The organism is Plantibacter sp. 2H11-2, from assembly GCF_050031945.1.
In the GTDB taxonomy this organism is placed as follows: Bacteria; Actinomycetota; Actinomycetes; order Actinomycetales; family Microbacteriaceae; genus Plantibacter; species Plantibacter auratus.
This window is the reverse complement of sequence record NZ_JBNBBL010000008.1, coordinates 41259-65244: the sequence shown is the minus strand read 5'-3', so window position 1 is coordinate 65244 and position 23986 is coordinate 41259. Positions and strand designations below refer to the sequence as shown.

21 protein-coding genes and 1 riboswitch are annotated in these 23986 nt (G+C 69.0%); of the genes, 14 read left to right on the top strand and 7 right to left on the bottom strand.

The features are described 5' to 3' along the window. Window positions 1-36: 36 nt before the first annotated feature. A complete protein-coding gene (locus ACQG07_RS15340) occupies window positions 37-525 on the bottom strand; it encodes a hypothetical protein (protein WP_079707335.1) in 489 nt (162 codons plus the stop codon). Window positions 526-538: 13 nt separating this feature from the next. Further along, window positions 539-1654 carry a mannose-1-phosphate guanylyltransferase gene (locus ACQG07_RS15335; RefSeq protein WP_426738717.1) on the bottom strand — a complete coding sequence of 372 codons (1116 nt, stop codon included), beginning with the start codon at window positions 1652-1654 and terminating at the stop codon, window positions 539-541. Between the two features lie 107 nt (window positions 1655-1761). Between ACQG07_RS15335 and corA the strand changes: the two genes are divergently transcribed. From corA to ACQG07_RS15310, 5 genes are all read left to right on the top strand, one after another. Then, entirely contained in the window at window positions 1762-2886 is a 1125-nt protein-coding gene (corA, locus tag ACQG07_RS15330) for a magnesium/cobalt transporter CorA (RefSeq protein ID WP_071262530.1), read from the top strand. 194 nt (window positions 2887-3080) lie between these two features. Beyond that, window positions 3081-3509, top strand: coding sequence for a succinate dehydrogenase, cytochrome b556 subunit (gene sdhC / locus ACQG07_RS15325; RefSeq protein WP_255376691.1), 429 nt, complete (start codon window positions 3081-3083; stop codon window positions 3507-3509). After that, window positions 3509-3955, top strand: coding sequence for a succinate dehydrogenase hydrophobic membrane anchor subunit (locus tag ACQG07_RS15320; RefSeq protein ID WP_064294824.1), 447 nt, complete (start codon window positions 3509-3511; stop codon window positions 3953-3955). Before sdhC ends, ACQG07_RS15320 begins: the two co-directional genes overlap by 1 nt. 26 nt (window positions 3956-3981) lie before the next feature. Further along, window positions 3982-5784, top strand: a complete 1803-nt coding sequence (gene sdhA, locus ACQG07_RS15315) for a succinate dehydrogenase flavoprotein subunit (protein ID WP_086474106.1) — start codon at window positions 3982-3984, stop codon at window positions 5782-5784. Between the two features lie 2 nt (window positions 5785-5786). Beyond that, complete coding sequence (locus ACQG07_RS15310) at window positions 5787-6554, top strand: succinate dehydrogenase iron-sulfur subunit (protein ID WP_064294822.1); 768 nt, start codon at window positions 5787-5789, stop codon at window positions 6552-6554. Window positions 6555-6638: 84 nt separating this feature from the next. Here the strand turns inward: ACQG07_RS15310 and ptsP are convergent, their stop codons facing one another. Further along, window positions 6639-8297 (bottom strand): phosphoenolpyruvate--protein phosphotransferase, encoded by a 1659-nt coding sequence (ptsP, locus tag ACQG07_RS15305; protein WP_426738716.1) that lies wholly within the window; start codon window positions 8295-8297, stop codon window positions 6639-6641. A gap of 57 nt (window positions 8298-8354) precedes the next feature. Between ptsP and ACQG07_RS15300 the strand changes: the two genes are divergently transcribed. The 3 genes from ACQG07_RS15300 to trpS all read left to right on the top strand — a co-directional run bounded on the left by ACQG07_RS15300 (window position 8355) and on the right by trpS (window position 11593). Then, window positions 8355-9662 carry a YihY/virulence factor BrkB family protein gene (locus ACQG07_RS15300; protein ID WP_426738715.1) on the top strand — a complete coding sequence of 436 codons (1308 nt, stop codon included), beginning with the start codon at window positions 8355-8357 and terminating at the stop codon, window positions 9660-9662. A 9-nt stretch (window positions 9663-9671) separates the two neighbouring features. Further along, entirely contained in the window at window positions 9672-10517 is an 846-nt protein-coding gene (locus ACQG07_RS15295; protein ID WP_079707339.1) for an exodeoxyribonuclease III, read from the top strand. Window positions 10518-10588: 71 nt separating this feature from the next. Next, the gene (gene trpS, locus ACQG07_RS15290; RefSeq protein WP_159879465.1) at window positions 10589-11593 is read left to right on the top strand and encodes a tryptophan--tRNA ligase; all 1005 of its coding nucleotides are present in this window, start codon (window positions 10589-10591) and stop codon (window positions 11591-11593) included. A gap of 59 nt (window positions 11594-11652) precedes the next feature. Here trpS and ACQG07_RS15285 read toward each other — a convergent pair whose 3' ends face one another. The 4 genes from ACQG07_RS15285 to ACQG07_RS15270 all read right to left on the bottom strand — a co-directional run bounded on the left by ACQG07_RS15285 (window position 11653) and on the right by ACQG07_RS15270 (window position 17256). After that, the gene (locus tag ACQG07_RS15285) at window positions 11653-12552 is read right to left on the bottom strand and encodes a hypothetical protein (RefSeq protein WP_426738714.1); all 900 of its coding nucleotides are present in this window, start codon (window positions 12550-12552) and stop codon (window positions 11653-11655) included. Window positions 12553-13003: 451 nt separating this feature from the next. After that, entirely contained in the window at window positions 13004-14518 is a 1515-nt protein-coding gene (gene glpK / locus ACQG07_RS15280; protein ID WP_079707342.1) for a glycerol kinase GlpK, read from the bottom strand. Window positions 14519-14619: 101 nt separating this feature from the next. Then, window positions 14620-15372, bottom strand: a complete 753-nt coding sequence (locus tag ACQG07_RS15275; RefSeq protein WP_079002885.1) for an MIP/aquaporin family protein — start codon at window positions 15370-15372, stop codon at window positions 14620-14622. Window positions 15373-15519: 147 nt separating this feature from the next. Further along, a complete protein-coding gene (locus tag ACQG07_RS15270) occupies window positions 15520-17256 on the bottom strand; it encodes a glycerol-3-phosphate dehydrogenase/oxidase (RefSeq protein ID WP_274500652.1) in 1737 nt (578 codons plus the stop codon). A gap of 134 nt (window positions 17257-17390) precedes the next feature. Between ACQG07_RS15270 and ACQG07_RS15265 the strand changes: the two genes are divergently transcribed. The 6 genes from ACQG07_RS15265 (at window position 17391) to ACQG07_RS15240 (ending at window position 23887) form a co-directional block, all read left to right on the top strand. Then, the gene (locus tag ACQG07_RS15265) at window positions 17391-18377 is read left to right on the top strand and encodes a sugar-binding transcriptional regulator (protein ID WP_064294816.1); all 987 of its coding nucleotides are present in this window, start codon (window positions 17391-17393) and stop codon (window positions 18375-18377) included. Between the two features lie 90 nt (window positions 18378-18467). Continuing rightward, a riboswitch (FMN riboswitch) is annotated at window positions 18468-18629 on the top strand. 80 nt (window positions 18630-18709) lie between these two features. Continuing rightward, complete coding sequence (ribD, locus tag ACQG07_RS15260; RefSeq protein ID WP_274500649.1) at window positions 18710-19786, top strand: bifunctional diaminohydroxyphosphoribosylaminopyrimidine deaminase/5-amino-6-(5-phosphoribosylamino)uracil reductase RibD; 1077 nt, start codon at window positions 18710-18712, stop codon at window positions 19784-19786. Between the two features lie 21 nt (window positions 19787-19807). Continuing rightward, window positions 19808-20503, top strand: coding sequence for a riboflavin synthase (locus tag ACQG07_RS15255; RefSeq protein ID WP_426738713.1), 696 nt, complete (start codon window positions 19808-19810; stop codon window positions 20501-20503). Beyond that, window positions 20500-21783 carry a GTP cyclohydrolase II gene (gene ribA / locus ACQG07_RS15250; protein WP_159879471.1) on the top strand — a complete coding sequence of 428 codons (1284 nt, stop codon included), beginning with the start codon at window positions 20500-20502 and terminating at the stop codon, window positions 21781-21783. The genes ACQG07_RS15255 and ribA overlap by 4 nt, the downstream gene beginning before the upstream one ends. An 83-nt stretch (window positions 21784-21866) precedes the next feature. Then, complete coding sequence (ribH, locus tag ACQG07_RS15245) at window positions 21867-22337, top strand: 6,7-dimethyl-8-ribityllumazine synthase (RefSeq protein WP_426738712.1); 471 nt, start codon at window positions 21867-21869, stop codon at window positions 22335-22337. 203 nt (window positions 22338-22540) lie between these two features. Beyond that, on the top strand, window positions 22541-23887 hold the full coding sequence (locus ACQG07_RS15240) for an MFS transporter (protein ID WP_079707347.1): 1347 nt from the start codon (window positions 22541-22543) through the stop codon (window positions 23885-23887). Window positions 23888-23986 lie beyond the last annotated feature (99 nt).

Sequence of the window (23986 nt, the reverse complement as noted above, 5' to 3'; positions counted from 1 at the left end):
CCGGTTCGCTCTCCCAAGGATGGGCGAACGAACGGGTCATTCGCCGATGAGCAGCGCGACGCGGTCGTCGAGGTAGGCGTCGAGCGGGGTGAGCCCGAGGTCGTGCCCGGCCCAGCGGAGCATGACCGTGTCGTCGACGAGTCGCAGCGGGCCTGAACCTTCCCGGAGTGACGCCTCGTCCAGCGCGAGCTCGACGACCTCGAAGTTCACGACGTCGCCCTCGGCGAACGGGCCGCGGTGGGCCGCTTGCTGCGCGATCCGACGGTGCTCGACCTCCGAGGAGCGGTGGTTGAACCACTTCGGCTCCACGGCCCGAGTGGATTCGGCGGCGGTGAAGAGGCGACCGTCGGCCGAGAGCAGGACGACCCCGAGGCGCCACGCCCGGCCGATCGGCCGCAGCGCGGGTGCCCGCTTCACGAGCGGGAGTCCGCGGGGTGTGTAGACCTCCGCCAGGGCCTCGTCACGCACGCCTGCGGCTTGGAGACGCGCGCCCGCCTGCAGGAGCAGCTCGCGCAGCGCGGTCACCGTCGGTCGCCGATCAGAGGACGTCGTCGCGACCGGACAACTTGAGGGCGTCCACGACGCTCTTCACCCGCTGCGCGTTGGCGCTCGTGGTGACGAGCAGGGCGTCCGGGGTATCGACGACGACGATGTCCTGCACGCCGATGAGGCTGATGACCCGACCGGTCTGGCTGACGACGATGCCGCTTGAGGCGTCCGACAGCACCCGCGCGTTCTCGCCGAGGATGGCGAGGTCGGACTTGCGCCCACCGGAGTTGAGCTTGGCGAGCGAGGCGAAGTCGCCCACGTCGTCCCAGTCGAAGTGCGCCGGCACGACGGCCATGCGACCGGCGGCCGCGGCAGGCTCAGCCACGGAGTAGTCGATCGCGATCTTCTCGAGCGCCGGCCAGACGCGGTCGACGACCGGGCCACGGGCCGCCGCGTCGTCCCAGACCTCGGCGAGTTCGAGGAGGCCCGCCAGGAGTTCGGGCTTCTGCCGACCGATCTCCTCGAGGAGGACGTCGGCCCGCGAGATGAACATCCCGGCGTTCCAGAGGTGCTCGCCGCTCGAGACGTACCGCTTGGCCGTGGCGAGGTCGGGCTTCTCGACGAAGGAGTCGACCAGCAGGACCCCTTCGGCCCCGCGGATGCCGAGGTCGCGGGCGCTCTTGATGTAGCCGAAACCGATGGCGGGCTCCGTGGGCTGGATGCCGATCGTGACGATGTAGCGCTCCTCGGCGGCCGTGACGGCCTGGGCGACCGCGGCGCGGAACAGGCGGTCGCCGCGGATCACGTGGTCGGCGGCGAACGAGCCGACGATGACGTCGGGTTCACGGCGGACGAGGATCGCTGCGGCGAGCCCGATCGCGGCGGTCGAGTCGCGCGGCTCGCTCTCGAGGACCACGTTGGCGTCGGCGAGGTCGGGCAGCTGCTGTTCGACGGCCGCGCGGTGCGCACGCCCGGTGACGACCATGATGCGCTGGTCGCCGGCGATCGGCGCGAGGCGGTCCCAGGTGGCGCGCAACAGCGTGCTGCCGGAGCCGGTGAGGTCGTGCAGGAACTTGGGTGCGTCGGCCCGCGAGAGCGGCCAGAGACGACTGCCGATGCCGCCGGCCGGGATCACTGCGTAGAAGCGTTCGAGGGGCGTGGTCATCCCCCGAGCGTACCGCCAGGCTCCAGCCTGAGGACGACGGCACGGAAGCGTCATCTGACGGGTTTACGATGAGCGCCAGATCGAGCACGAGAAAGAACGGTACGAGCATGGCTGGACGCAACGTCCTCGGGATCCCGATCCCGTCCTTCGGCAGCAAGCAGGCTCCCCCGGTCCCCGTCGGTCCGCCGGACGCAGCGGACCTGGACGGCCGCAACAGCATCGTCAACGCCTGCATCTACCGCCACGGTTCCCGCAGCTCGACGCTCACCTCACTCGAGGACACCTTCCGCGCGCTCCATGAGACCCCGGACGGCGTCGCATGGATCGGGCTCTACCGGCCCGACGCCGGCGAGCTCGGCGTCCTGGCGGCTGAGTTCGGTCTGCACCCGCTCGCCGTCGAGGACGCCATCACCGCGCACCAGCGGCCGAAGATCGAGCGGTACGACGACGTCCTGTTCGTCGTCCTCCGGGCCGCCAACTACGTCGACGAGACCGAGACCGTCGAGTTCGGCGAGCTGCACGTCTTCGTCGGTCCGAACTTCGTCATCACCCTCCGGCACGCCGAGTCCCCCGACCTGTCGCACGTACGGGCGCGGATGGAGCAGGAGCACGAACTCCTCGCCTACGGTCCGCAGGCGATCCTGTACGCCATCATCGACGCCGTCGTCGACGGCTACGGTCCGGTGGTCGCCGGGCTCTCGAACGACATCGACGAGATCGAGGAGCAGGTCTTCGTCGGCGAGTCCCAGGTGTCCCGCCGCATCTACCAGCTCTCCCGCGAGGTCATCGCCTTCGAGCGGGCGACGCACCCGCTCAGCGACGTGATGCTGTCGCTCGAGCAGGGCAGCGCGAAGTACGGGGTCGCCGACGAACTGCAACGCGGCCTCCGCGACGTCGCCGACCACCTCACGAGCGTCAACCAGCGGATCGACGCCTACCGGGAGCTGTTGCGCGACATCCTGACCGTGAACAGCACCCTCGTCGGGCAACGCCAGAACGAGGAGATGGCGAAGATGACCGAGGCGAGCCTCAAGCAGGGCGACGAGGTGAAGAAGATCTCCTCCTGGGCCGCCATCCTGTTCGGCCCGAGTCTCATCGCGGGGATCTACGGCATGAACTTCACCCACATGCCGGAGTTGTCGTGGTGGTTCGGCTACCCGATGGCGCTCGCGCTCATGGCCACCACGAGCGTCATCCTCTACAAGGTGTTCAAGCGACGGAACTGGTTGTGAACACCCGGTGTCGCCCGGTCGTCGCGCAGGTGTCCGGCCTCTCTCGACGTCGAGACAGTTAGGCCAGCCTTAGCGGCGGGACCGCGCATCCCGCGCCTACACTTGGTCCAGCGCGCCGATTCGACGCACGGCAGGCAACAACCCCCGCACGGCAGAACGATCTGCCGCAGATAGCGACTATCAGGGAGGACCTCGTGACCGCGAGTCTCACGCGAACGTCACCGTTGGAATCCACGACATCCAAACGCCCGGCCGGCACCCTGTACCGGGGCCGTGAAGGCATGTGGTCGTGGGTGCTCCACCGGATCACCGGCGTCGCCATCTTCTTCTTCCTCCTCGTACACGTCCTCGACACCGCGCTGGTGCGGGTCTCCCCCGAGGCGTACAACGCGGTCATCGGCACGTACAAGAACCCCATCATGGGGCTCGGTGAGGTCGCACTCGTCGCCGCCATCGCCTACCACGCGTACAACGGCATCCGCATCATCCTCATCGACTTCTGGTCGAAGGGCACCAAGTACCAGCGGCCCATGTTCTGGATCGTCATCGGTCTCTGGGTCGTGACGATGCTCGGTTTCACGCCGCGCCACCTGATCAACGTGTTCAGCGAGATGGGCCACTGATGACGACGATCGCCGCTCCCCGCACCCCCGCTCGTCCCGCGCGCCGTAAGGGCGTCAACTGGGAGAAGTGGGGCTGGATCTACATGCGCGTCTCCGGCGTGATCCTGCTGGTCCTCATCTTCGGCCACCTGTTCGTCAACCTCATGGTCGGCGACGGCATCAAGGCCATCGACTTCGCCTTCGTCGGCGGCAAGCTGTCGAACCCCTTCTGGCAGTGGTGGGACGTCGCCATGCTGTGGCTCGCACTGATCCACGGTGGAAACGGCATGCGCACCATCGTCAACGACTACGCCACGGGTCGCACGATCCGCGGTGTCCTCAAGGTCGCGATCCTCGCCGCCGTCACCATCCTCATCATCCTCGGGACCCTGGTCGTCTTCACCTTCGACCCGTGCCCCGCCGGCGCACCTGCAGACCTGCTCGCGTCGTTCTGCCCCGCCAACTGAGCAACCGAGACCGAGCAACGGAAACCGTGACTACAGAAACCACCGAGTCCACCGTCATCGACGGCATCCACTACCACCAGTTCGACATCGTGATCGTCGGTGCCGGCGGTGCCGGCATGCGCGCCGCGATCGAGGCCGGCCCCGGAGCGAAGACGGCCGTCATCTCCAAGCTCTACCCGACGCGGTCCCACACGGGAGCGGCGCAGGGCGGTATGGCCGCTGCGCTCGCGAACGTCGAGGAGGACAGCTGGGAATGGCACACCTTCGACACCATCAAGGGCGGCGACTACCTCGTCGACCAGGATGCGGCGGAGATCCTCGCGAAGGAGGCCATCGACGCGGTCATCGACCTCGAGAACATGGGTCTGCCGTTCAACCGCACCCCCGAGGGCAAGATCGACCAGCGTCGCTTCGGCGGCCACACCCGTGACCACGGTAAGGCGCCGGTCCGCCGTGCCTGCTACGCGGCCGACCGCACGGGCCACATGATCCTGCAGACGCTGTTCCAGAACTGCGTCCGCCTCGGCATCAACTTCTTCAACGAGTACTACGCGCTCGACCTGATCATGACGAACGTCGACGGTGTCGACAAGCCGTCCGGTGTGGTCGCGTACGAGCTCTCCACCGGCGAGATCCACGTCTTCCAGGCGAAGGCGGTCATCTTCGCCACCGGTGGCTTCGGCAAGATCTACAAGACGACCTCGAACGCCCACACCCTCACGGGCGACGGCGTCGGGATCATCTGGCGCAAGGGTCTCCCGCTCGAGGACATGGAGTTCTTCCAGTTCCACCCCACCGGCCTCGCCGGTCTCGGCATCCTCCTCACCGAGGGAGCGCGAGGTGAGGGTGCGATCCTCCGGAACGCGAGCGGTGAACGCTTCATGGAGCGGTACGCCCCGACCATCAAGGACCTCGCCCCGCGAGACATCGTCGCGCGCTGCATGGTCCAGGAGGTCGCGGAAGGCCGCGGTGCCGGGCCGAACAAGGACTACGTCTACCTCGACTGCACCCACCTCGGTGCCGAGGTCCTCGAGACCAAGCTGCCTGACATCACCGAGTTCGCGCGCACCTACCTCGGTGTCGACCCGGTGACGGAGCCCGTCCCGGTCATGCCGACGGCGCACTACGCCATGGGCGGCATCCCGACGAACGTCAAGGCCGAGGTCCTGAGCGACAACAACACCGTCGTCCCCGGCCTGTACGCGGCAGGCGAATGCGCGTGCGTGTCCGTCCACGGCTCGAACCGGCTCGGCACGAACTCGCTCCTCGACATCAACGTGTTCGGCAAGCGCGCCGGCAACAACGCCGTCGAGTACGTCCAGGGCGTCGACTTCACGCCACTGCCCGAGAACCCCGCCGGCTTCGTCTCCGGCCTCATCGAGCAGATGCGGAACTCCAACGGCACGGAGCGGATCTCCACGATCCGCAAGGAGCTGCAGGAGGAGATGGACCGTAACGCCCAGGTGTTTCGGACCGACGAGTCCCTCGCCGGCGTCACCGCCACCATCCACAACCTGCGCGAGCGGTACCAGAACATCGCCGTCCAGGACAAGGGCAAGCGCTTCAACACGGACCTCCTCGAGGCGATCGAGCTGGGCTTCCTGCTCGACCTCGCCGAGGTCGTCGTCTACTCCGCTCGCAACCGTCAGGAGAGCCGTGGCGGTCACATGCGCGACGACTACCCGAAGCGCGACGACGAGAACTACATGAAGCACACGATGGCGTACCTGTCCGGCGACCCGCACTCGTCCGACGCGGCCGACCACATCCGGCTCGACTGGAAGCCCGTGGTCATCACGCGGTACCAGCCGATGGAGAGGAAGTACTAGCGATGAGCACTGCAACGCTCGAGAACCCGCCGGCAGCAGCACCGGAGGAGATCCAGTCCTTCACGGTCACCCTGATCATCCGTCGATTCGACCCGGACGTGGACGCCGAGCCTCGCTGGGAGGACTTCGACGTCGAGATGTTCCCGACGGACCGCATCCTGGACGCGCTCCACAAGATCAAGTGGGAACAGGACGGGACCCTCACGTTCCGTCGCTCCTGCGCGCACGGCATCTGCGGCTCCGACGCCATGCGGATCAACGGACGGAACCGCCTCGCCTGCAAGACGCTGATCAAGGACCTCGACATCTCGAAGCCGATCTACGTCGAGGCGATCAAGGGCCTGCCGCTCGAGAAGGACCTCGTCGTCGACATGGACCCCTTCTTCGCGTCGTTCCGCGAGGTGCAGCCGTTCCTCATGCCCGGCAAGCCTGCGGAGAAGAACAAGGAGCGCGTGCAGTCGGTCGCCGAGCGCGCCCGCTTCGACGACACCACGAAGTGCATCCTGTGCGCCGCGTGCACCTCGTCGTGCCCCGTGTTCTGGACCGACGGCCAGTACTTCGGCCCGGCGGCGATCGTGAACGCGCACCGCTTCATCTTCGACTCCCGCGACGACGCCTCGCAGGTCCGCCTGGACATCCTCAACGACCAGGAGGGCGTGTGGCGCTGCCGCACCACCTTCAACTGCACCGAGGCGTGCCCCCGCGGCATCCAGGTCACGCAGGCGATCGCCGAGGTCAAGCAGGCCATGATCTCCGGCAAGGTCTCCTAGCCCACACCCGGTTCATCCGTCCGGCCCAGCGCACTGCGCTGGGCCGGACGTGTTCGTGCAGGGCGACCTGTTCGTCGAGCGACGTCAGGCCAGCGCGGCAGCTCTGGCTTCAGCCGGTGACGCGGCGCTCAGGGCGTCCATGGCCATGGCACGAGCCGCCTCGAGCGTGTAGCGTCGCAACTCGCTCCGGACGTCGCCGAGCGCGGCCGGGGTGACCGAGAGACTCGTCGCCCCGAGGCCGACGAGCACGACCGCGAGGGCCGGGTCCGCTGCCGCCTCCCCGCAGACGCCGATCGAGCGCCCGGAGGCGAGACCGGCGTCGCCGACGAGCTTGACGAGCCGCAGCACGGCGGGGTGCCACGGGTCCTGATACGAGCCGAGCGGCCCGAGGAGACGGTCCGCCGCGAGCGTGTACTGCGTCAGATCGTTGGTGCCGATGCTCACGAAGTCCGCGACCCCGAGGATCTGCGCGGCGAGCAGCGCACTCGACGGCACCTCGATCATCGTCCCGACCGTGCGGAGCCCGAGCCGTTTCGCGAGGGTCACGAACGCCGCGGCCTCGGGGAGGTCGGCGATCATCGGGGCCATCACCCAGAGGTCCGCCTCGTGGGCGTCCTGTGCGAGCGCGAGCGCCGTGAGCTGGTCTCGGAGCACCTCGTCACGTGCGCGGAGCGCCCGGATGCCCCGCACCCCGAGCGCCGGGTTGGCCTCGGCCTCGTCCGGTCGGAGGAAGGCGAGCGGCTTGTCGGCTCCGGCGTCGAACACCCGGACGACGACCCGCTTGCCCGGGAACGCCGCGAGCAACTCGCCGTAGCGGTCAGCCTGTTCGGCGACGCCCGGCGCCTCCGCGCGGTCCAGGAAGAGCAGCTCGGTGCGGAACAGCCCCACCCCCTCGGCGCCGAGGGCCAGGGCACCGGCCGCACCGGTGACGGACCCGAGGTTCGCGAGCAGGGGCACCGGGGTGCCGTCGGCGAGTTCGCCCGGTGAGCGCGGTGAGACCCGCACGCGCTCGGCCGCGGTGGACCTGGCGGACCGCACCTCGCGTTTCGTCGGCGACCCGGTGACGACCCCGGCTCCGGCGTCGACGAGGACGATCTCACCGTCCTCGAACTGCTCGGCTCCTGCGACGCCCACGACGGCGATGAGGGACTGCTCGCGCGCGAGGATGGCCGTGTGCGAGGTCGCCGAGCCGCCACTCGTGACGAGTGCCAGCACCCGCTCGAGATCGAGGAGCGCGGCGTCTGCCGGAGCGAGGTCCGTGGCGACGAGGACGAACGGCTCGTCCGACTCGGGAGGTCCGGGGACAGGTCGGCCCAGCAACCGCGCGATGACCCGTTGCGAGACGTCACCGACGTCGGTCGCGCGCGCCGCCATCGGCTCCCCCAGGTTGAAGAGGACCTGCTGGACCGTCGCCAGGGCCTCGAACACGGCGCGCTCCGCGGAACGCCCCGCCGCGATGCGCGTTGCGACGTCCTCCGCGAGCGCCGGGTCGTCCGCCATGACCGCCTGCGCTTCGAGCACGTCCTGCGCATGTCCGCCGGCTCGTCGAGCCCGGTCCTCGAGGTCGGCCCGCGTCGCGCTGAGCGCCGCGACGGCCCGGGCCTGTTCGAGCGTGACGTCCCCGCCGAACGGGTCGGCGCTCGGTTCGGGCAGCGGTTCCGGCATGCGGAGCACGGGACCGGCGATGACGCCGCGTCCGACGCCGGTGCCGGTGAAGGTGCGTTGCCCCTCCGCCTCGCGCATGGTTCGACCCTAGTGCACCGCCTCTCCCCCGGTCCGGCCCGCTTGTAGGCTGGTCCGGTGACCAATCCGCGTGCGCCGAGGAAGGACTCCGCCGACGCGCCGGACGCCGGTACGACCCCCAGGGTGCGGCTCCAACAGACGCCACCGCCACTCGTGTTCCAATGGATCCAGAACAGCGAGAACTCGTTCATCCGACGGCTCGCGCCCCGCGCGGCGAGAGCGGAGCGCGCCACGACGTGGGTCATGCGGCTGAAGCCCTATCGCGTCATCCATCGGTATCTCGCCATGGACGGCAACCTCCTGGCCGCCGGGATCAGCTTCCAGGCCGTCTTCGCCGTGTTCGCCGCGGTCTACGTCGGATTCGCCATCACCGGCATCTGGCTCGGCAACAACGCCGAGGTCTTCCAGGCGCTGGTGGAGATCATCAACCGCGCCGTCCCCGGCCTCATCGGCACCGACGGCGAGGGCATCATCGCCGAGGAGCAGTTGTCGAGCGCCTCGCTGCTCGGCTGGACCGGGGTCATCGCCGCCGTCGGTCTCATCTGGACGGCGATCGGTTGGTTGTACTACACCCGGCAGGCGGTCAGGTCGATCTTCGCGCTCCCGAAGGTCGCCGCGAGCTTCTTCCTGCTGAAGGTCGTCGACCTCGTGCTGGCGCTCGCCTTCGGCGTCCTCCTCCTCGTCTCCGCGACGCTGTCGGTCGCCAGCACACAGGCACTCAGCTGGCTGCTGTCACTGGTCGGCTTGGAGGGCACCTTCTGGGTGACCGTCGGCAGCCGGGTCGTCGGGCTGGTCGTCGCGGTGGTCGTGAACCTCGTCACCCTCGGCGCCATGTACCGCGTGCTCAGCCGGATCCGGATCCCGTGGCGCAACCTCTTCGGCGGCGCGCTCCTCGGCAGCCTGGTGCTCTCACTCCTGAGCGTCGCGAGCAGTGCGGTGATCGCCGGGGCCTCCCGGAACCCGTTGCTCGCGACCTTCGCGGTGTTCATCGGCCTCATGCTGTGGTTCAACCTCGTGAGCCGCGTCATCCTCGCCTCCGCCGCCTGGATCGCCGTGGGGCTCGACGACCAGGGCATCAGTGTGCGCACGACGACGCCGGAGGAGCAGGCGGCCGAAGAGCTGGCGGCCAGGAGGCTGATCGCCGAGGCGGAACTGCGGGAGGCTCGCGGATCCCTTCGGCGCGCCAAGGGCCCGGCGGTCTGGTTCGCCCGCCGGCGCGTCCGGCACGCCGAGGAGGCCTCGGCCGACCTCATCCGAGAGCACGGCGAAGCCCCCGAGTCGCCAGCAGCGGACGCGTCGGACCCGCCCCATCGCCGACGCCAGGGCGGGCGCCGGGGCCAGGGCGTTGTCGGCCCCCGCGACTAAGCTGGAGGCATGTCTGCACCCCTCCGCATCGCCAGTGTCAACGTCAACGGAGTCCGCGCGGCCTTCCGCAAGGGGATGGGCGACTGGCTCGAAGACCGCGGGGTCGACATCCTCGCTCTGCAGGAGGTCCGCGCCGCGACGAGCGACCTCGAGACGCTCTTCGGACCGGAGTGGAACATCCTGCACGATGCCGCGACCGCCAAGGGGCGCGCCGGCGTCGCGATCGTCAGCCGTCGCTCGGCGGGCATCCACCGCGTCGCCCTCGGAGCCGACGACTTCGACAGCGCGGGTCGGTGGATCGAGGCCGACTTCGACATCGACGGCACCCTCGTCACGGTCGTGAGCACCTACGTGCACTCCGGCGAGGTCGACACCCCCAAGCAGGTCGAGAAGTTCCGCTTCCTCGAGGCGATGCTCGAGCGGCTGCCCGCGCTGCGCGAGCACAACCCGCTGTCCCTCGTCGTCGGCGACCTCAACGTCGGCCACACCGAGCTCGACATCAAGAACTGGAAGGGCAACGTCAAGCGTGCCGGCTTCTTGCCTGCCGAGCGGTCCTACTTCGACCGCTACCTCGGCCCGGCGGGCGAGACCGTGACGGGGGTCGACGGCGTGACCGGCACCGGCCTCGGCTGGGTCGACATCGGGCGTCAGTCCGCCGGCCAGGTCCCCGGTCCCTACACCTGGTGGTCCCAGCGCGGCCAGGCCTTCGACACCGACACCGGCTGGCGCATCGACTACCAGCTCGCCACCCCCGAGCTCGCGGCCCTCGCGTCCGGCTACACGATCGACCGCGCCGCGGCGTACGACCAGCGATGGTCCGATCACGCCCCCGTCGTCGTCGACTACGCCGTCTGACCCTTCGGCATCCCGCCACCCCACCACTCCGTGCCCCGGCTCCGGCCGCTCATCCCTCTGCGAGAACCCACATGACCAAGCCACGCCTGTACTCCGGCATGCAGCCCTCCGCCGACTCGCTCCACCTCGGCAACTACATCGGTGCCCTCCTGCAGTGGAAGCAGATGCAGCAGGAGCACGACGCCTTCTTCAGCATCGTCGACCTGCACGCGATCACGGTGCCGCAGGACCCCGCCGAGCTCCGCGAGAAGACCCGTCGCACGGCCGCCCAGTACATCGCCGCAGGCATCGACCCCTCCGCGTCGACCCTGTACGTCCAGTCGCACGTCCCGGCGCACGCACAGCTCGCCTGGGTGCTCAACACGATCACCGGCATGGGCGAGGCCGCGCGCATGACGCAGTTCAAGGACAAGTCGGCCAAGCACGGGCGCGACGCCTCGTCGGTCGGGCTTTTCGCCTACCCGATCCTCATGGCGGCGGACATCCTGCTCTACCAGACCGACATCGTGCCGGTCGGCGACGACCAGCGGCAGCACATCGAGCTCACGCGCGACCTCGCCGAGCGGTTCAACGCCCGCTTCGGCGACACCTTCGTCGTCCCGAAGGCGCAGATCCAGAAGGACTCCGCGCGCATCTACGACCTCCAGAACCCGACGTCGAAGATGTCGAAGTCCGCCGAGACCCCGGCGGGGATCATCTGGTTGCTCGACGAGCCGAAGGTCACGCAGAAGAAGATCATGCGTGCGGTCACCGACAACGATGGCGTCATCGCCTTCGACGCACAGGAGAAGCCCGGTGTCTCGAACCTGCTGAGCATCTACTCCGCGATCACCGGCTCCCCCATCGAGGCCGTCGTCGGCGAGTTCGAGGGTCGTGGCTACGGCGACCTCAAGAAGGGTCTCGCCGAGGTCGTCGTGGGCGAACTCGAGCCGGTCCGTGCGCGCGCGCTCGAGCTCCTCGACGACCCCGCCGAGCTCGACCGCCTGCTCGCGGTCAACGCCGCGCGCGCAACCGAGGTCGCCGAGCAGACCCTCGCCGAGGTCTACGACCGCGTCGGACTCCTCCGCCGCGCCTGATCCCGCCGTCCGTTCCCAACTCCTGCTTGTCACTGTCCGCAAGCCCGCACACACCGCACTCACCGCGCGGCCCGTGGAGTACCCACGCGGTGAGCAGGAGTTGTGCGTACGTCCCCGATCAGACCGGTGATCGCTGCCGCGACGAGCCCGGGCTCATGCACCACGTGCTGGTAGAGCGGTCGCAACGTCATCAGCCCGCGCGAGGCGGCTCTGAGGTCGCGGGTGCGGTCGGAGACGGCGTGCGACCACCCCTCATGATGGGCTCGACTGTCGACCTCGATCAACAATGACTCAGCCACCAGGAGATCACCGCGTCCACCCTCCGCCAGACGGGGCTGCACTTCGTACGACAGACCGAGGCTGCGGACGATCAAGCGCAGGAGTGTCTCCGGACCTGACTCGGCGCGTCCATCGATCAACGCCATGAGCGCACGAAAGCGTTCGGGCACCAGGGCGAAGACTCGTCGGAGGTCGGGCTCATCCACCAACCCGAGATGGACCGCGCTGTCGAGCGTCGCGAGTGCCATCCGCGGCGACTGGCACCGGATGGACTGGGCCAGTGCGTCGATGATCGACACGTCGCAGTCGAACGTGCCGCACGGCTGATCAAGCGGTCGCCAGTGGAGAGTGAACTCCCGTCGATCGCTGGTAGCCAGCCGTCGGTCCTCCGCCCGCGGTCCGCGAAGTCGTGAGGCGCTGCGGTCCACATGCACATGGACCCGGGTGGCGTCGAACACGAACACACCACGGGCGGCCAGGGTGGACAGGCACGCTCGCCTCCCCCCGATGCGCACTGCGGCACGGATGTCATCGTGTACTCCGGGGAGCGCGTATCGATCGCGCCGCACGCGAACGATCGTTCCGTCACGCACCGCCTGGGTGATCTCACGCGGTCGCATACCTTCCTCGAGAAGCGTCGAGCGGGTGAGGATCGTGTGACCGGAAGCTGCACTGTCCATCCATCGAGGTTCGGGGCACCGATCGAGCGGTCGGTCTCACGCGGCTGCGTCGTCGTCGGTCGAGGACTACGGGAGCACTGTGGAGGAGGGTCACGGTCAGGGCGTCACCGTCGCGCGCGGTTCACAACTCCTGCTGGCCACTGGCCAACGCTCAGGATCGACCCCAGGGAGGCGCCGCAGCAGCGAGGAGCAGGAGTTATGCGCATGTGGGACACCCATCTCGACGAGATGAGGTCGGAGCGAGTCTCGCGGGAGGCAGCGAGTTCGCGCAGAACTCCTGCGCCTGACCGGCCCGGTCGGCGCGGGCAGGCGGAATGGCGCGGTTGCTCCCGAGTCGGTCCTCCAGCTGCAGGAGTTGTGCGCAGGTGCACCCTGCGGGAAGCGGCACGAGGACGTACGAAAAAACGGCCCGCCCTCCGCGAGGAGGACGGGCCGTTCCGGTCGGTCGGGACTACTGCACGTCGTCGTCGACCCAGTCGAAGGTCTTCGTGACGGCCTTCTTCCAGTTGCGGTAGAGGCGGTCGCGCTCCGCGGAGTCCATGTTGGGCTCCCAGCGCTTGTCCTCCTGCCAGTTCTTCGCGAGGTCGTCGAGGTCGGACCAGAAGCCGACGGCGAGACCGGCCGCGTAGGCAGCGCCGAGCGCCGTGGTCTCGGCGACGACCGGGCGGATGACCGGCACACCGAGGATGTCGGCCTGGAACTGCATGAGCGTGTCGTTGGCGGTCATGCCGCCGTCGACCTTGAGCTCCGTCAGCGGGACACCCGAGTCGGCGTTGACGGCGTCGATGACCTCGGCCGTCTGGAACGCGGTCGACTCGAGGGCGGCCCGGGCGATGTGGCCCTTGTTGACGTACCGGGTGAGCCCGACGAGCGCACCGCGGGCGTCCGGACGCCAGTACGGCGCGAACAGCCCGGAGAACGCCGGCACGAAGTACGCGCCACCGTTGTCCTCGACGGTCTTGGCGAGCGCCTCGACCTCGGGAGCGGAGGAGAACATGCCGAGGTTGTCGCGCAGCCACTGGACGAGCGAACCGGTCACGGCGATCGAGCCCTCGAGCGCGTAGTGCGGCTTCGCGTCGCCGAGCTTGTAGCCGAGCGTCGTCAGCAGACCGTTCTCGGAGTGGACGATCTCCTCACCGGTGTTGAAGATGATGAAGTTACCGGTGCCGTAGGTGTTCTTGGCCTCGCCCTGCTGGAACGCCGCCTGCCCGAAGGTCGCCGCCTGCTGGTCGCCGAGGATGCCGGCGATCGGCGTCTCGCGGAGGAGGCTGTCGTCGGACGCGTGGCCGTAGATCTCGGAGGAGCTCTTGATCTCCGGGAGCATCGACTTCGGGACGCCGAACGCCTTGAGGATCTCGTCGTCCCACTGCAGGGTCTCGAGGTCCATGAAGAGCGTGCGCGAGGCGTTGGTGACGTCGGTGACGTGCACGCCGCCGTTGACACCACCGGTGAGGTTCCAGATGACCCAGCTGTCGGTCGTACCGAAGAGGAGGTCGCCCGCCTCGGCCTTCTCACGAGCACCCTCGACGTTCTCGAGGATCCAGACGATCTTCGTGCCGGAGAAGTAGGTCGCCAGCGGCAGGCCGACGGTCTTCTTGAAGCGCTCGACGCCGCCGTCCGCAGCGAGGCGGTTCACGATGTCCTGGGTGCGCGTGTCCTGCCAGACGATCGCGTTGTAGACGGGCTGACCGGTGGTCTTGTCCCAGACGACGGCGGTCTCGCGCTGGTTCGTGATGCCGATGGCCGCGATGGCGTGCCGGGTGATGTTGGCCTTGCTGAGCGCCTGGCCGATGACCTCGCGGGTGTTGTTCCAGATCTGGTTCGGGTTGTGCTCGACCCAGCCGGCCTTCGGGAAGATCTGCTCGTGCTCGAGCTGGCCCGTCGAGACGATCGATCCGCTCTTGTCGAAGACGATGGCCCGGGAACTCGTCGTCCCCTGGTCGATTGCGATGACGTAGTCCGCCATTGGATACTCCTTCGTTGCGTGCGTTGCGAGGTGAGGCACCGGAACCGGTACCCCGGGGTGCCGCGGCGGTGATCGTGTCCGGTCACCGCCGCAGCGTCAGGTCAGACGGCCGGGAGCAGCACCATCGAGGCGAGGGCCGCGAGGACACCACCGAGCAGGGGGCCGACGACCGGCACCCAGGCGTAGGACCAGTCGCTCTTGCCCTTGCCCTTGATGGGGAGGAGGGCGTGGGCAATGCGCGGACCGAGGTCACGTGCCGGGTTGATCGCGTAGCCGGTCGGGCCACCGAGGGAGGCACCGATACCGACGACGAGCAGGGCGACGGGAAGGGCGCCCAGGGCTGCGAGTCCCCCGGGGACGCCCTCGATGACCACCGCGTCGGGGCCGGTCTTGCCGAAGGACATCACGACGAAGACGAGGACGAAGGTCGCGATGACCTCGGTCACGAGGTTCCAGCCGTAGCTGCGGATCTCCGGACCGGTCGAGAAGACACCGAGCTTCTTGCCCGGGTCCTCCTCCTGGTCGAAGTGCTGCTTGAAGGCGAAGTACGTCAGCACGGCACCGATGAAGGCACCGACCATCTGCGCCGCCCAGTAGACGAGCGCCGTACCGAAGTCGATCGACCCCGTGGTGAGGAAGCCGATCGTGACGGCGGGGTTCAGGTGTCCGCCGGAGGCGTAGGACACCGTGACACCGGCGAAGACCGCGAGGCCCCAACCGAAGTTGATGAGCAGCCAGCCGCCACCGAGGCCCTTGGATTTCGTGAGGATCGCCGTGGCGACCACACCGGTACCGAGGAGGACGAGCATCGCCGTCCCCACGGTCTCGGAGAGGAAGATGGTTCCGAGGTTCATGTCTTCATTGACCTTTCATAGGTGTGGCCGTGTGGGGGCCGACGCCGAGGCGCGAGCCCCCGCTGGGCGAGGTTGCACTGACCAGTTGCTTGTAAGGTAGCCAGCTCCTGTTGCACAGGACAAGGGCCTTGCCTGCACATTCGTGCATTATGAGAACGCCGGGGCCTCCTTGGCGGCGTCGACCCGGAGGTCGACCTGGTGGGCGTCGCGCAGGCGGTCGAGCGCTGCGGTGATCTGCGCGGTCCGCTCGGCGTCGTCCCACCCGAGGACACCGCCGACGACGCGGGCGATCTCGTCGACGAGGCCGGCGGTCAGCGATCCGGTGAAGGCGAGGCTCGTGCGACGGTGCAGCACGTCGGAGAGGTGCACGACCTGCTCCTGCTCGACGAGGTACTCCAGCTCCTGCACGCTGTAGTCGGCAGCGCCCTGCAAGCGGTCGTCGCCGTGCTCCGACAGGTGCTCGAGGAGTGCGGCGGCCTTCGTGCCGTACCGGCCCAGCAGCTGCTCGGCACGCTTGGCACCGGTGCCGTCCTCGTGCGCGGCGACCCAGGTGCGCGTCGCCGAGTCGGTGCGCGGGAAGCCGGCGCCGCCGCCGATCGCGAGGCCGAGGGTCTCCACGGGGCGCGGGGCCCCGATGGTGTTGAGCACGTCCGTGCTGAGGTGCTCGGCGAGGGCCCGGAAGGTGGTCCACTTGCCACCGACGAGGCTGAAGACGGTGGTGGACGGACGTGCAGCGGCGGCCCGGCGCTCGATCCGGTAGTCGCGCGACACGAAGCCGGGGGCCTCGTCGTCGTGCTTCGGGAGCGGGCGGATGCCGGAGAACCGGTAGACGATCTGCTCGCGCGAGGTCGCGATGGTCGGGAAGACGTGCTTCACGAGGTCGAAGAAGTAGTCGACCTCCTCCTCGGTGCAGACGCTCGGGGTGCTCGGGTCGGCGTCGATGTCGGTCGTGCCGACCATGACCTTGCCCTTGAGCGGGTAGATGAGGACGATGCGGCCGTCCTCGTGCTCGAAGAAGATCTCGCGCCCCTTGGTGGCCGCGTAGAGCTCCGGGTTGTCGAGGACGATGTGCGAGCCCTTCGTGCCGCCCATGTAGGTCGTCGGCTCGCCGAGGCCGGCGTTCGTGAGGTCGGTCCAGGGGCCGGAGGTGTTGACCACGACGTCGCTCGTCACGGTGAAGGTCTGGCCGGTGACGGTGTCGCGGAGCTCGACGCCGTCGGCTCCCATGCCGACCGCCTCGACGTAGTTGACGGCACGGGCGTGCGGGCCGGCGGCGAGGCCGTCCATGAGGACGTCGAGTGCGAGACGCTCCGGGTCGTGCATGGAGGCGTCGTAGTAGGTCGCCGTGTACTTGAGGCCCGGGTTCATCTTCGGCAGGTCGGCGAGGGACTTCTTCCGGCCGTGGAAGCGGTGACGCGGCACGCTGCCACCGTCGCGGGAGAAGGAGTCGTACGCGGTGAGGCCGACCTTGATGAGCAGCGCACCACGCTCCTGCGGCTTGCCCTGCTTGTGGGTGAGGAAGCGCAGCGGTGCGGAGAGGATGCCGGAGAAGGTCGAGAAGATCGGGACCGTGGTCTCGAGCGGCTTCACGTAGTGCGGGGCGATCTTGATGAGCCCGTTGCGCTCCTGCACCGACTCCTGGACGAGACGGAACTCGCCGTTCTCGAGGTAGCGGATGCCGCCGTGGATCATGTGGCTCGACGCGGCAGAGGCGCCGGAGGCCCAGTCGTTGCGTTCCACGAGCGTGACGTCGACGCCCTGGAGCGCGAGGTCGCGGAAGGTCGCGATGCCGTTGATGCCGCCGCCGATGATGAGCACCGACGCCTGCGGGCGGTCGATGACGGACTGGACGGTGGAACGGGGAGCTGACGACTTGAGGGACATGAGATGCCTCGCTTCTTCGCGGTTGGTACGCGACGCTGCCGGGATTGCGCGCCGCTGAATGATGTGACTGAATACATCGTGACACCCGCTGCAACTCTGAACAGCCCTAGTGAACAAACGTGCAAGGAGACCCGATGTCGCTCGCAGACGCGCTCAGCCAGCCGGACCGGACGGCCGAGGCGCTCCGCGCCGCACAGCTGTATTACGTGCAGGACCTCACCATGGAGGCCATCGCCCAGGAGCTCCACACCTCCCGGTCGTCGGTCTCCCGCCTGCTCGGATATGCGCGGGAAAGCGGGCTCGTCGACATCCAGGTGCGCTCCCCGCACGACATGCCGTCGCGGCTCGAGGCGGAGTTCCGCGACCGGTTCGGCGTGACCGCCCACATCGTCCCGGTCCCCGACCACACGAGCGACATCGACCGTCTGGAGCGGGTCGCCCTCTCGGCTGCACGTTTTCTCGGCTCGGTGTTCGACTCGAACATGACGCTCGGCCTGGCATGGGGCTCGACCGTGAGTGCGGTGGCGAGGCACCTCACCCCCAAGCGGACCCACAACTCGCAGATCGTCCAGCTGAACGGTGCGGCCAACACGCGCACCTCGGGCATCCTCTACGCGAGTGAGATCCTGCATCGGTACGCGGACGCCTACGGGGCCTACGCGCAGCAGTTCGCGGTGCCCGCCTTCTTCGACGACCCGTCGACCAAGCTGGCCCTCTGGCGGGAACGCAGCATCCGACGCGTGCTCGAGATCCAACGCCGCATGGACGTCGCGCTGTTCGGTCTCGGCTCGCAGCTCTCGGGGGTGCCCAGCCACGTCTACGTCGGCGGCTACCTCGACGACAGCGACTTCGAGGCGCTCGCGAGCGCCGGCGCGGTCGGGGACGTCGCGACCGTGTTCTTCCGCGCCGACGGTTCCTGGCGCGACATCCCCTTCAACAATCGTGCGTCCGGGCCCGACCTCGACGTGCTGCGCGGCGTCTCCCGTCGGATCTGCGTGGTCGCGGGAGCCGCCAAGGTGCCCCCGCTCCTCGGGGCGTTGGCGGGCGGGCTCATCTCCGACCTCGTGGTCGACGAGGGGACCGCCCGCGCGGCGATCGACCAGCACGACGCCCAGCGCTGACCCCGGCCGCGTCAGGCGCTGCAACCGGGCGTCATCCGAACCGGGAATAGGGCCCCCACTCAGCCCGTTGACCTAGAATCGACAACACGTAACGTGCTCCGGGGTCGGTGAGAGTCCGAACCGGCGGTGATAGTCCGCGACCCGTGTCTCGCGCAAGCGAGGCCCGGTTGACCTGGTGGAACTCCAGGACCGACGGTTATGAACGCGTCTGCTCGCAGACGGCGTTCGAGTCCGGATGGAAGGAAGCACGGGTGTCGGCCGATGGTCGACGCCGGCGAGCACCTGCCCGCGACCCCGGAACTCGTGTCAGTACCGACCGAGATGACGGACAGATGAGCGCAGGAACCGAGGCACCGCAGGCGAGTGTCCGCGAGGAGCAGGCCATGCTGCGCGCGCTCGAACTCGCCGCCAACGGCCCCGCCCGCGGGGTCAACCCCCGCGTCGGCTGCGTCATCCTCGACGCTGACGGCACCGTGATCGCCGAGGGCTGGCACCGTGGAGCCGGCACCCCGCATGCGGAGGTCGACGCCCTGTCCCGCCTCGCTCCCGGAGCGGTCCGCGGCGCGACGGCCGTCGTCACCCTGGAACCCTGCAACCACACGGGCCGGACCGGACCGTGTGCCGTCGCCCTCCTCGAGGCCGGTGTCGAGCGCGTCGTGTTCGCCGTGGACGACCCCGGCCACCACTCCGGAGGTGGAGCGGAACGACTCCGCGACGGCGGCGTCACCGTCGTCGGCGGTGTGCTCGCCGGACCGGCGGAGGACCTCCTCGGTGACTGGCTCACCACCGCCCGCCTCGGCCGTCCGCTCGTCACGGTGAAGTGGGCCTCGAGTCTCGACGGGCGGATCGCCGCGAGCGACGGCACGAGCCGCTGGATCACCGGCGACGCCGCGCGCGACGACGTCCACCGTCGACGGGCCGCCCACGATGCGATCCTCGTCGGCACGGGGACGGTCCTCGCCGACGATCCGAGCCTCACCGCTCGCGACGACCGCGGCGACCTCCTGCCCGAGCAGCCATTGCCCGTCGTCATGGGCGGTCGCCAGATCCCCCTGGACGCCGCCGTCCACCGCCACCCCCGGCCGGTCGTCGTCCACCACGGGCATGATCCGGCTGCGCTGTTAGCCGAGCTCCGCGCCGCGGGCGTCCGGAGCGTCTTCATCGAGGGCGGCCCGACCATCGCCACGGCGTTCCTCCGCGCAGGACTCGCCGACACGGTCCTCACCTACCTCGCCCCGGTGCTCCTCGGCGGCCCTCGCCTCGCGATCGGCGACCTCGGTGTCGACACCATCGGCGAAGCGATCCGCCTCACCACCGTCGGCGTCGAACCACTCGGCGACGACCTCCTCGTCATCACGACACCCGACCGCAGCGCCTCCGCCTCGGCCGCCCGCCACCTCACCGCCTGACCCCCAGAGAACGGACCACCCATGTTCACGGGCATCATCGAAGAACTCGGCACGATCGTCGCCATCGACCACGGCGAGGACTCGGCACGGTTCACCGTCCGCGGCCCGCTCGCCCTCGAGGGCACCAGGCACGGGGACTCCATCGCCGTGAGCGGTGTCTGCCTCACCGTCGTCGAGCAGACCGGCGAGACGTTCACGGCCGACGTCATGGCCCAGACCCTCGCGATGAGCTCCCTCGACGGCGTCACGGTCGGATCTCCGGTCAACCTCGAACGCGCGGCCCGCGTCGGCGACCGCCTCGGTGGCCACATCGTCCAAGGTCACGTCGACGGCACCGGCACCGTCCTGGCCACGGTGCCCGGCGAGGCCTGGCGCGTCGTGCGCGTCTCGCTCCCCGCGGCACTCGCGCCGCTCGTCGTCAACAAGGGATCCATCACCGTCGACGGCGTCTCGCTCACCGTCAGCGCCATCAGCGCACCGGACGCACCGGAAGCCTGGTTCGAGGTGTCCCTCATCCCCGAGACGCTGGCCGCGACGACGCTCGGTGAGCGGGTCCCCGGCGATCGTGTGAACCTCGAGACCGACATCCTCGCCCGGCACGTCGAGCGCATGCTCGCATTCAGCCGTCTCGAGTCGGCATTCCCCAGCAGCATCGGCCAGGATCCGCAGTCCGCGGACCCGGTCGGCACCACCGCCACCGGAAGGGGCAACGCATGAGCATCGCCAGCATCCCGGAGGCCCTCGCGGCACTCCGCCAGGGCCGACCGGTCATCGTGGCCGACGACGAAGGGCGAGAGAACGAGGGCGACGTGATCCTCGCCGCGGAGTCCGCCACCCAGGAGTGGATCGCGTGGACGGTCCGACACTCCTCCGGATTCATCTGTGCGCCGATGACGAACGAGATCGCCGACCGCCTGGCCCTCCCGCCGATGGTCGCGCTCAACGAGGACCCCAGAGGCACCGCGTACACCGTCACGGTCGACGCGGCCGACCGGCTCAGCACCGGCATCAGCGCCGCCGACCGCGCCCACACCTTGCGCGTGCTCGCCGACCCGGCGTCCGTGCCCGCCAGTCTCTCGCGCCCCGGACACATCGTCCCGTTGCGCGCCGTCGACGGCGGGGTGCGTGAGCGCGACGGCCACACGGAGGCGGCCGTCGACCTCATGAAGCTCGCGGGGCTCGTCCCCGTCGGGGCGATCTCCGAGATCGTCGCCGACGACGGCGAGATGATGCGCCTGCCCGGCCTCATCGCGCTCGGGGAGCGGGAGGACGTGCTCGTCACGACGATCGCCGCACTCATCGCCTTCCTCGAGGAGAACCCCGATGCGGCTGCGGTCTGCGCCGAGGAACGCGCCGCCCAGGCGGCCATCCCCGAATCGTCGAACGTGTCGTTCGAGGTGGAGACGACCGTCCCGACCACGCACGGCTCGTTCCGGTTGCGCGCCTACCGCGACCGCAGGACCGGTGCCGACCACGTCGCCATCATCGCCGGCGACCCGCAGGCCACCGGTGCGCTCGTGCGCGTCCACTCCGAGTGCCTGACCGGCGAGGCGTTCGGCTCGCTCAAGTGCGAGTGCGGTCCGCAGCTCGACAGTGCTCTGGACACCATCCAGCGCCACGGCGGAGTCGTCGTCTACCTGCGCGGGCACGAAGGGCGCGGCATCGGCCTCGTCAACAAACTGCGCGCCTACCGGTTGCAGGAGGACGGTCTCGACACCCTCGACGCCAACCTCGCGCTCGGGTTGCCGGCCGACGCCCGCGACTACACGGCGGCGAGCGCGATCCTGACGGACCTCGGCATCACCTCCGTGCGCCTGCTCTCGAACAACCCGGAGAAGGAGCGACAGCTCACGAACCACGGCATCGCCGTGAGCGAGCGCGTCCCCCTGGTGGTCGGCGTCGGCCTGTTCAACGAGGGCTACCTCGAGACGAAGCGCGACCGCATGGGCCACAGCATCGGGTTCGAGCTCGCACCCGAACCGCACCCCCACCAGTAGTCCACCGCCGCCCTCGATTCCCTCGAGGAGCGAGAACACCACCAACCCCTCGACGCGCTCGAGGGAAGAAGACAGGAGACCGCATGAGCGGCGAAGGATCCCCCACCATCAGCGTCGACGGCACCGGCCTCGACATCGTCGTCATCGCCGGCACCTGGCACGAGACCATCACCGACGGTCTCATCGCCGGAGCAGTCAAGGCCCTCGATGCGAGCGGCGCCAACCACCGCCTCGTGCGGGTCCCCGGGAGCTTCGAACTCCCGGTCGTCGCCAAGGCCGCCCTCGAGGCCGGGGCCGACGCGGTCGTCGCACTCGGGGTCATCATCCGTGGCGGCACGCCGCACTTCGAGTACGTCTCCGACGCCGCGACGAATGGCCTGACGCAGGTCAGCATCCAGACGGGCAAGCCCGTCGGCTTCGGCGTGCTCACCCTCGACGACGAGAAGCAGGGGCTCGACCGCGCAGGGCTGCCCGGGTCGAAGGAGGACAAGGGGGCGGAGGCCGCCGATGCCGCCGTCGCGACCGCGATCGTCCTCCGCGAGCTGCGCGGCTGAGCCGAGCAGAGGCGCATCACGCGGCATTCCGGTATCGGTACACGCCCTTCCGGGCAACCGAATACCGGAATGCCGTACTTCGGCGTACAGTGTCATGGTCCTGCCACAAGCGGGCTAACCTCTGATCCTGCCGTCGTCGGCGGGCGTGCGCGACCGGTGCTGATGCTTCGACGGCGTCCATTCCCGAACCGAAACGCGCACGCATGTCTCTCGAAGCAACCCCAGTCACCAAGGCCCCGGTCAATCCGCGCTCCCGAGTCGTCCTCGCCAGCCTCATCGGCACGACGATCGAGTTCTACGACTTCTACGTCTACGCGACGGCCGCCGTCCTCGTCTTCCCGCACCTCTTCTTCCCGAGTGAGGACCCGACCGCGGGTCTCCTCGCCTCCTTCGCCGTGTTCGGCGCCGCGATGGTGGCCCGCCCCGTCGGTGCCGTCATCTTCGGGCACCTCGGCGACAAACGCGGTCGGAAGGCGACCCTCGTCGGCGCCCTCCTCACCATGGGGATCGCGACCTTCCTCATCGGCCTGCTGCCGACCTACCAGCTCGTCGGCTGGGTCGCCCCGCTGCTCCTCGTGATCCTCCGCATCGGTCAGGGCTTCGCGCTCGGCGGCGAATGGTCGGGCGCCGCCCTCGTCGCGACGGAGAACGCGCCGACCGGCAAGCGTGCCCTGTTCGGCACGTTCCCGCAGCTCGGTGCGCCGATCGGCTTCATCATCGCCAACGGACTGTTCCTGATCATCGCGGCGATCCTGCCGAGCGACGACCCGTCAATGCCGTCCGAGGCGTTCCTCGAGTGGGGCTGGCGCATCCCGTTCCTCTTCTCAGTCGTCATGGTCATCGTCGGCCTCTGGGTCCGTCTCCGTCTCGTCGAGAGCAACGCGTTCACGAACGCGAAGGAGCAGGGCAAGGTGCAGCGGTCGCCGCTCGCGAGCGTCGTCAAGCTGCACTGGCGCAAGCTGCTCCTCGGCACCTTCTTCATGCTCGCCACCTACGTGCTCTTCTACCTGATGACGACGTTCTCCCTGAGCTACGGCCGTGCGCCACTCGACGCCCCGGTCGCCGGGCTCGGCTACAGCTACACGACCTTCGTGCTCATGCTCATCGCCGGCGTGGTCTTCTTCGGGATCTTCACGCTCGTGTCCGGTCCCTTCGCCGACAAGTACGGACGCCGCAAGACGCTCATCGTCGTGACGAGCGCGATCCTCGTGTTCGGTCTCGTCTGGGTCCCGCTGCTCGGCGCCGGGTTCACCGGGGTCATGATCTGGCTCATCATCGGATTCAGCCTCATGGGGTTCACCTTCGGACCGATGGGCGCCCTGCTGCCCGAGCTGTTCCCGACGAACGTGCGGTACACCGGGTCCGGGATCTCCTACAACGTGTCGTCGATCCTCGGTGCCGCGGTCGCACCGTTCATCGCCGTCGCGCTGTGGAGCGCCGGCGGCGGCAGCCCGTTCTGGGTCGGCGTCTACCTCTCGGCGATGGCCCTGATCACGCTCGTCGCCCTCATCGTCTCCAAGGAGACCAAGGACGTCGACATCGACGCCTGATCGAGGCGACCACCGAGGGCCGGTGCGTGGAGGACGTCTCCGCGCACCGGCCCTCGGTGCGTCCGCGCTCGGTGCGTCGGCTTCGGGCTCGGCGCGTGC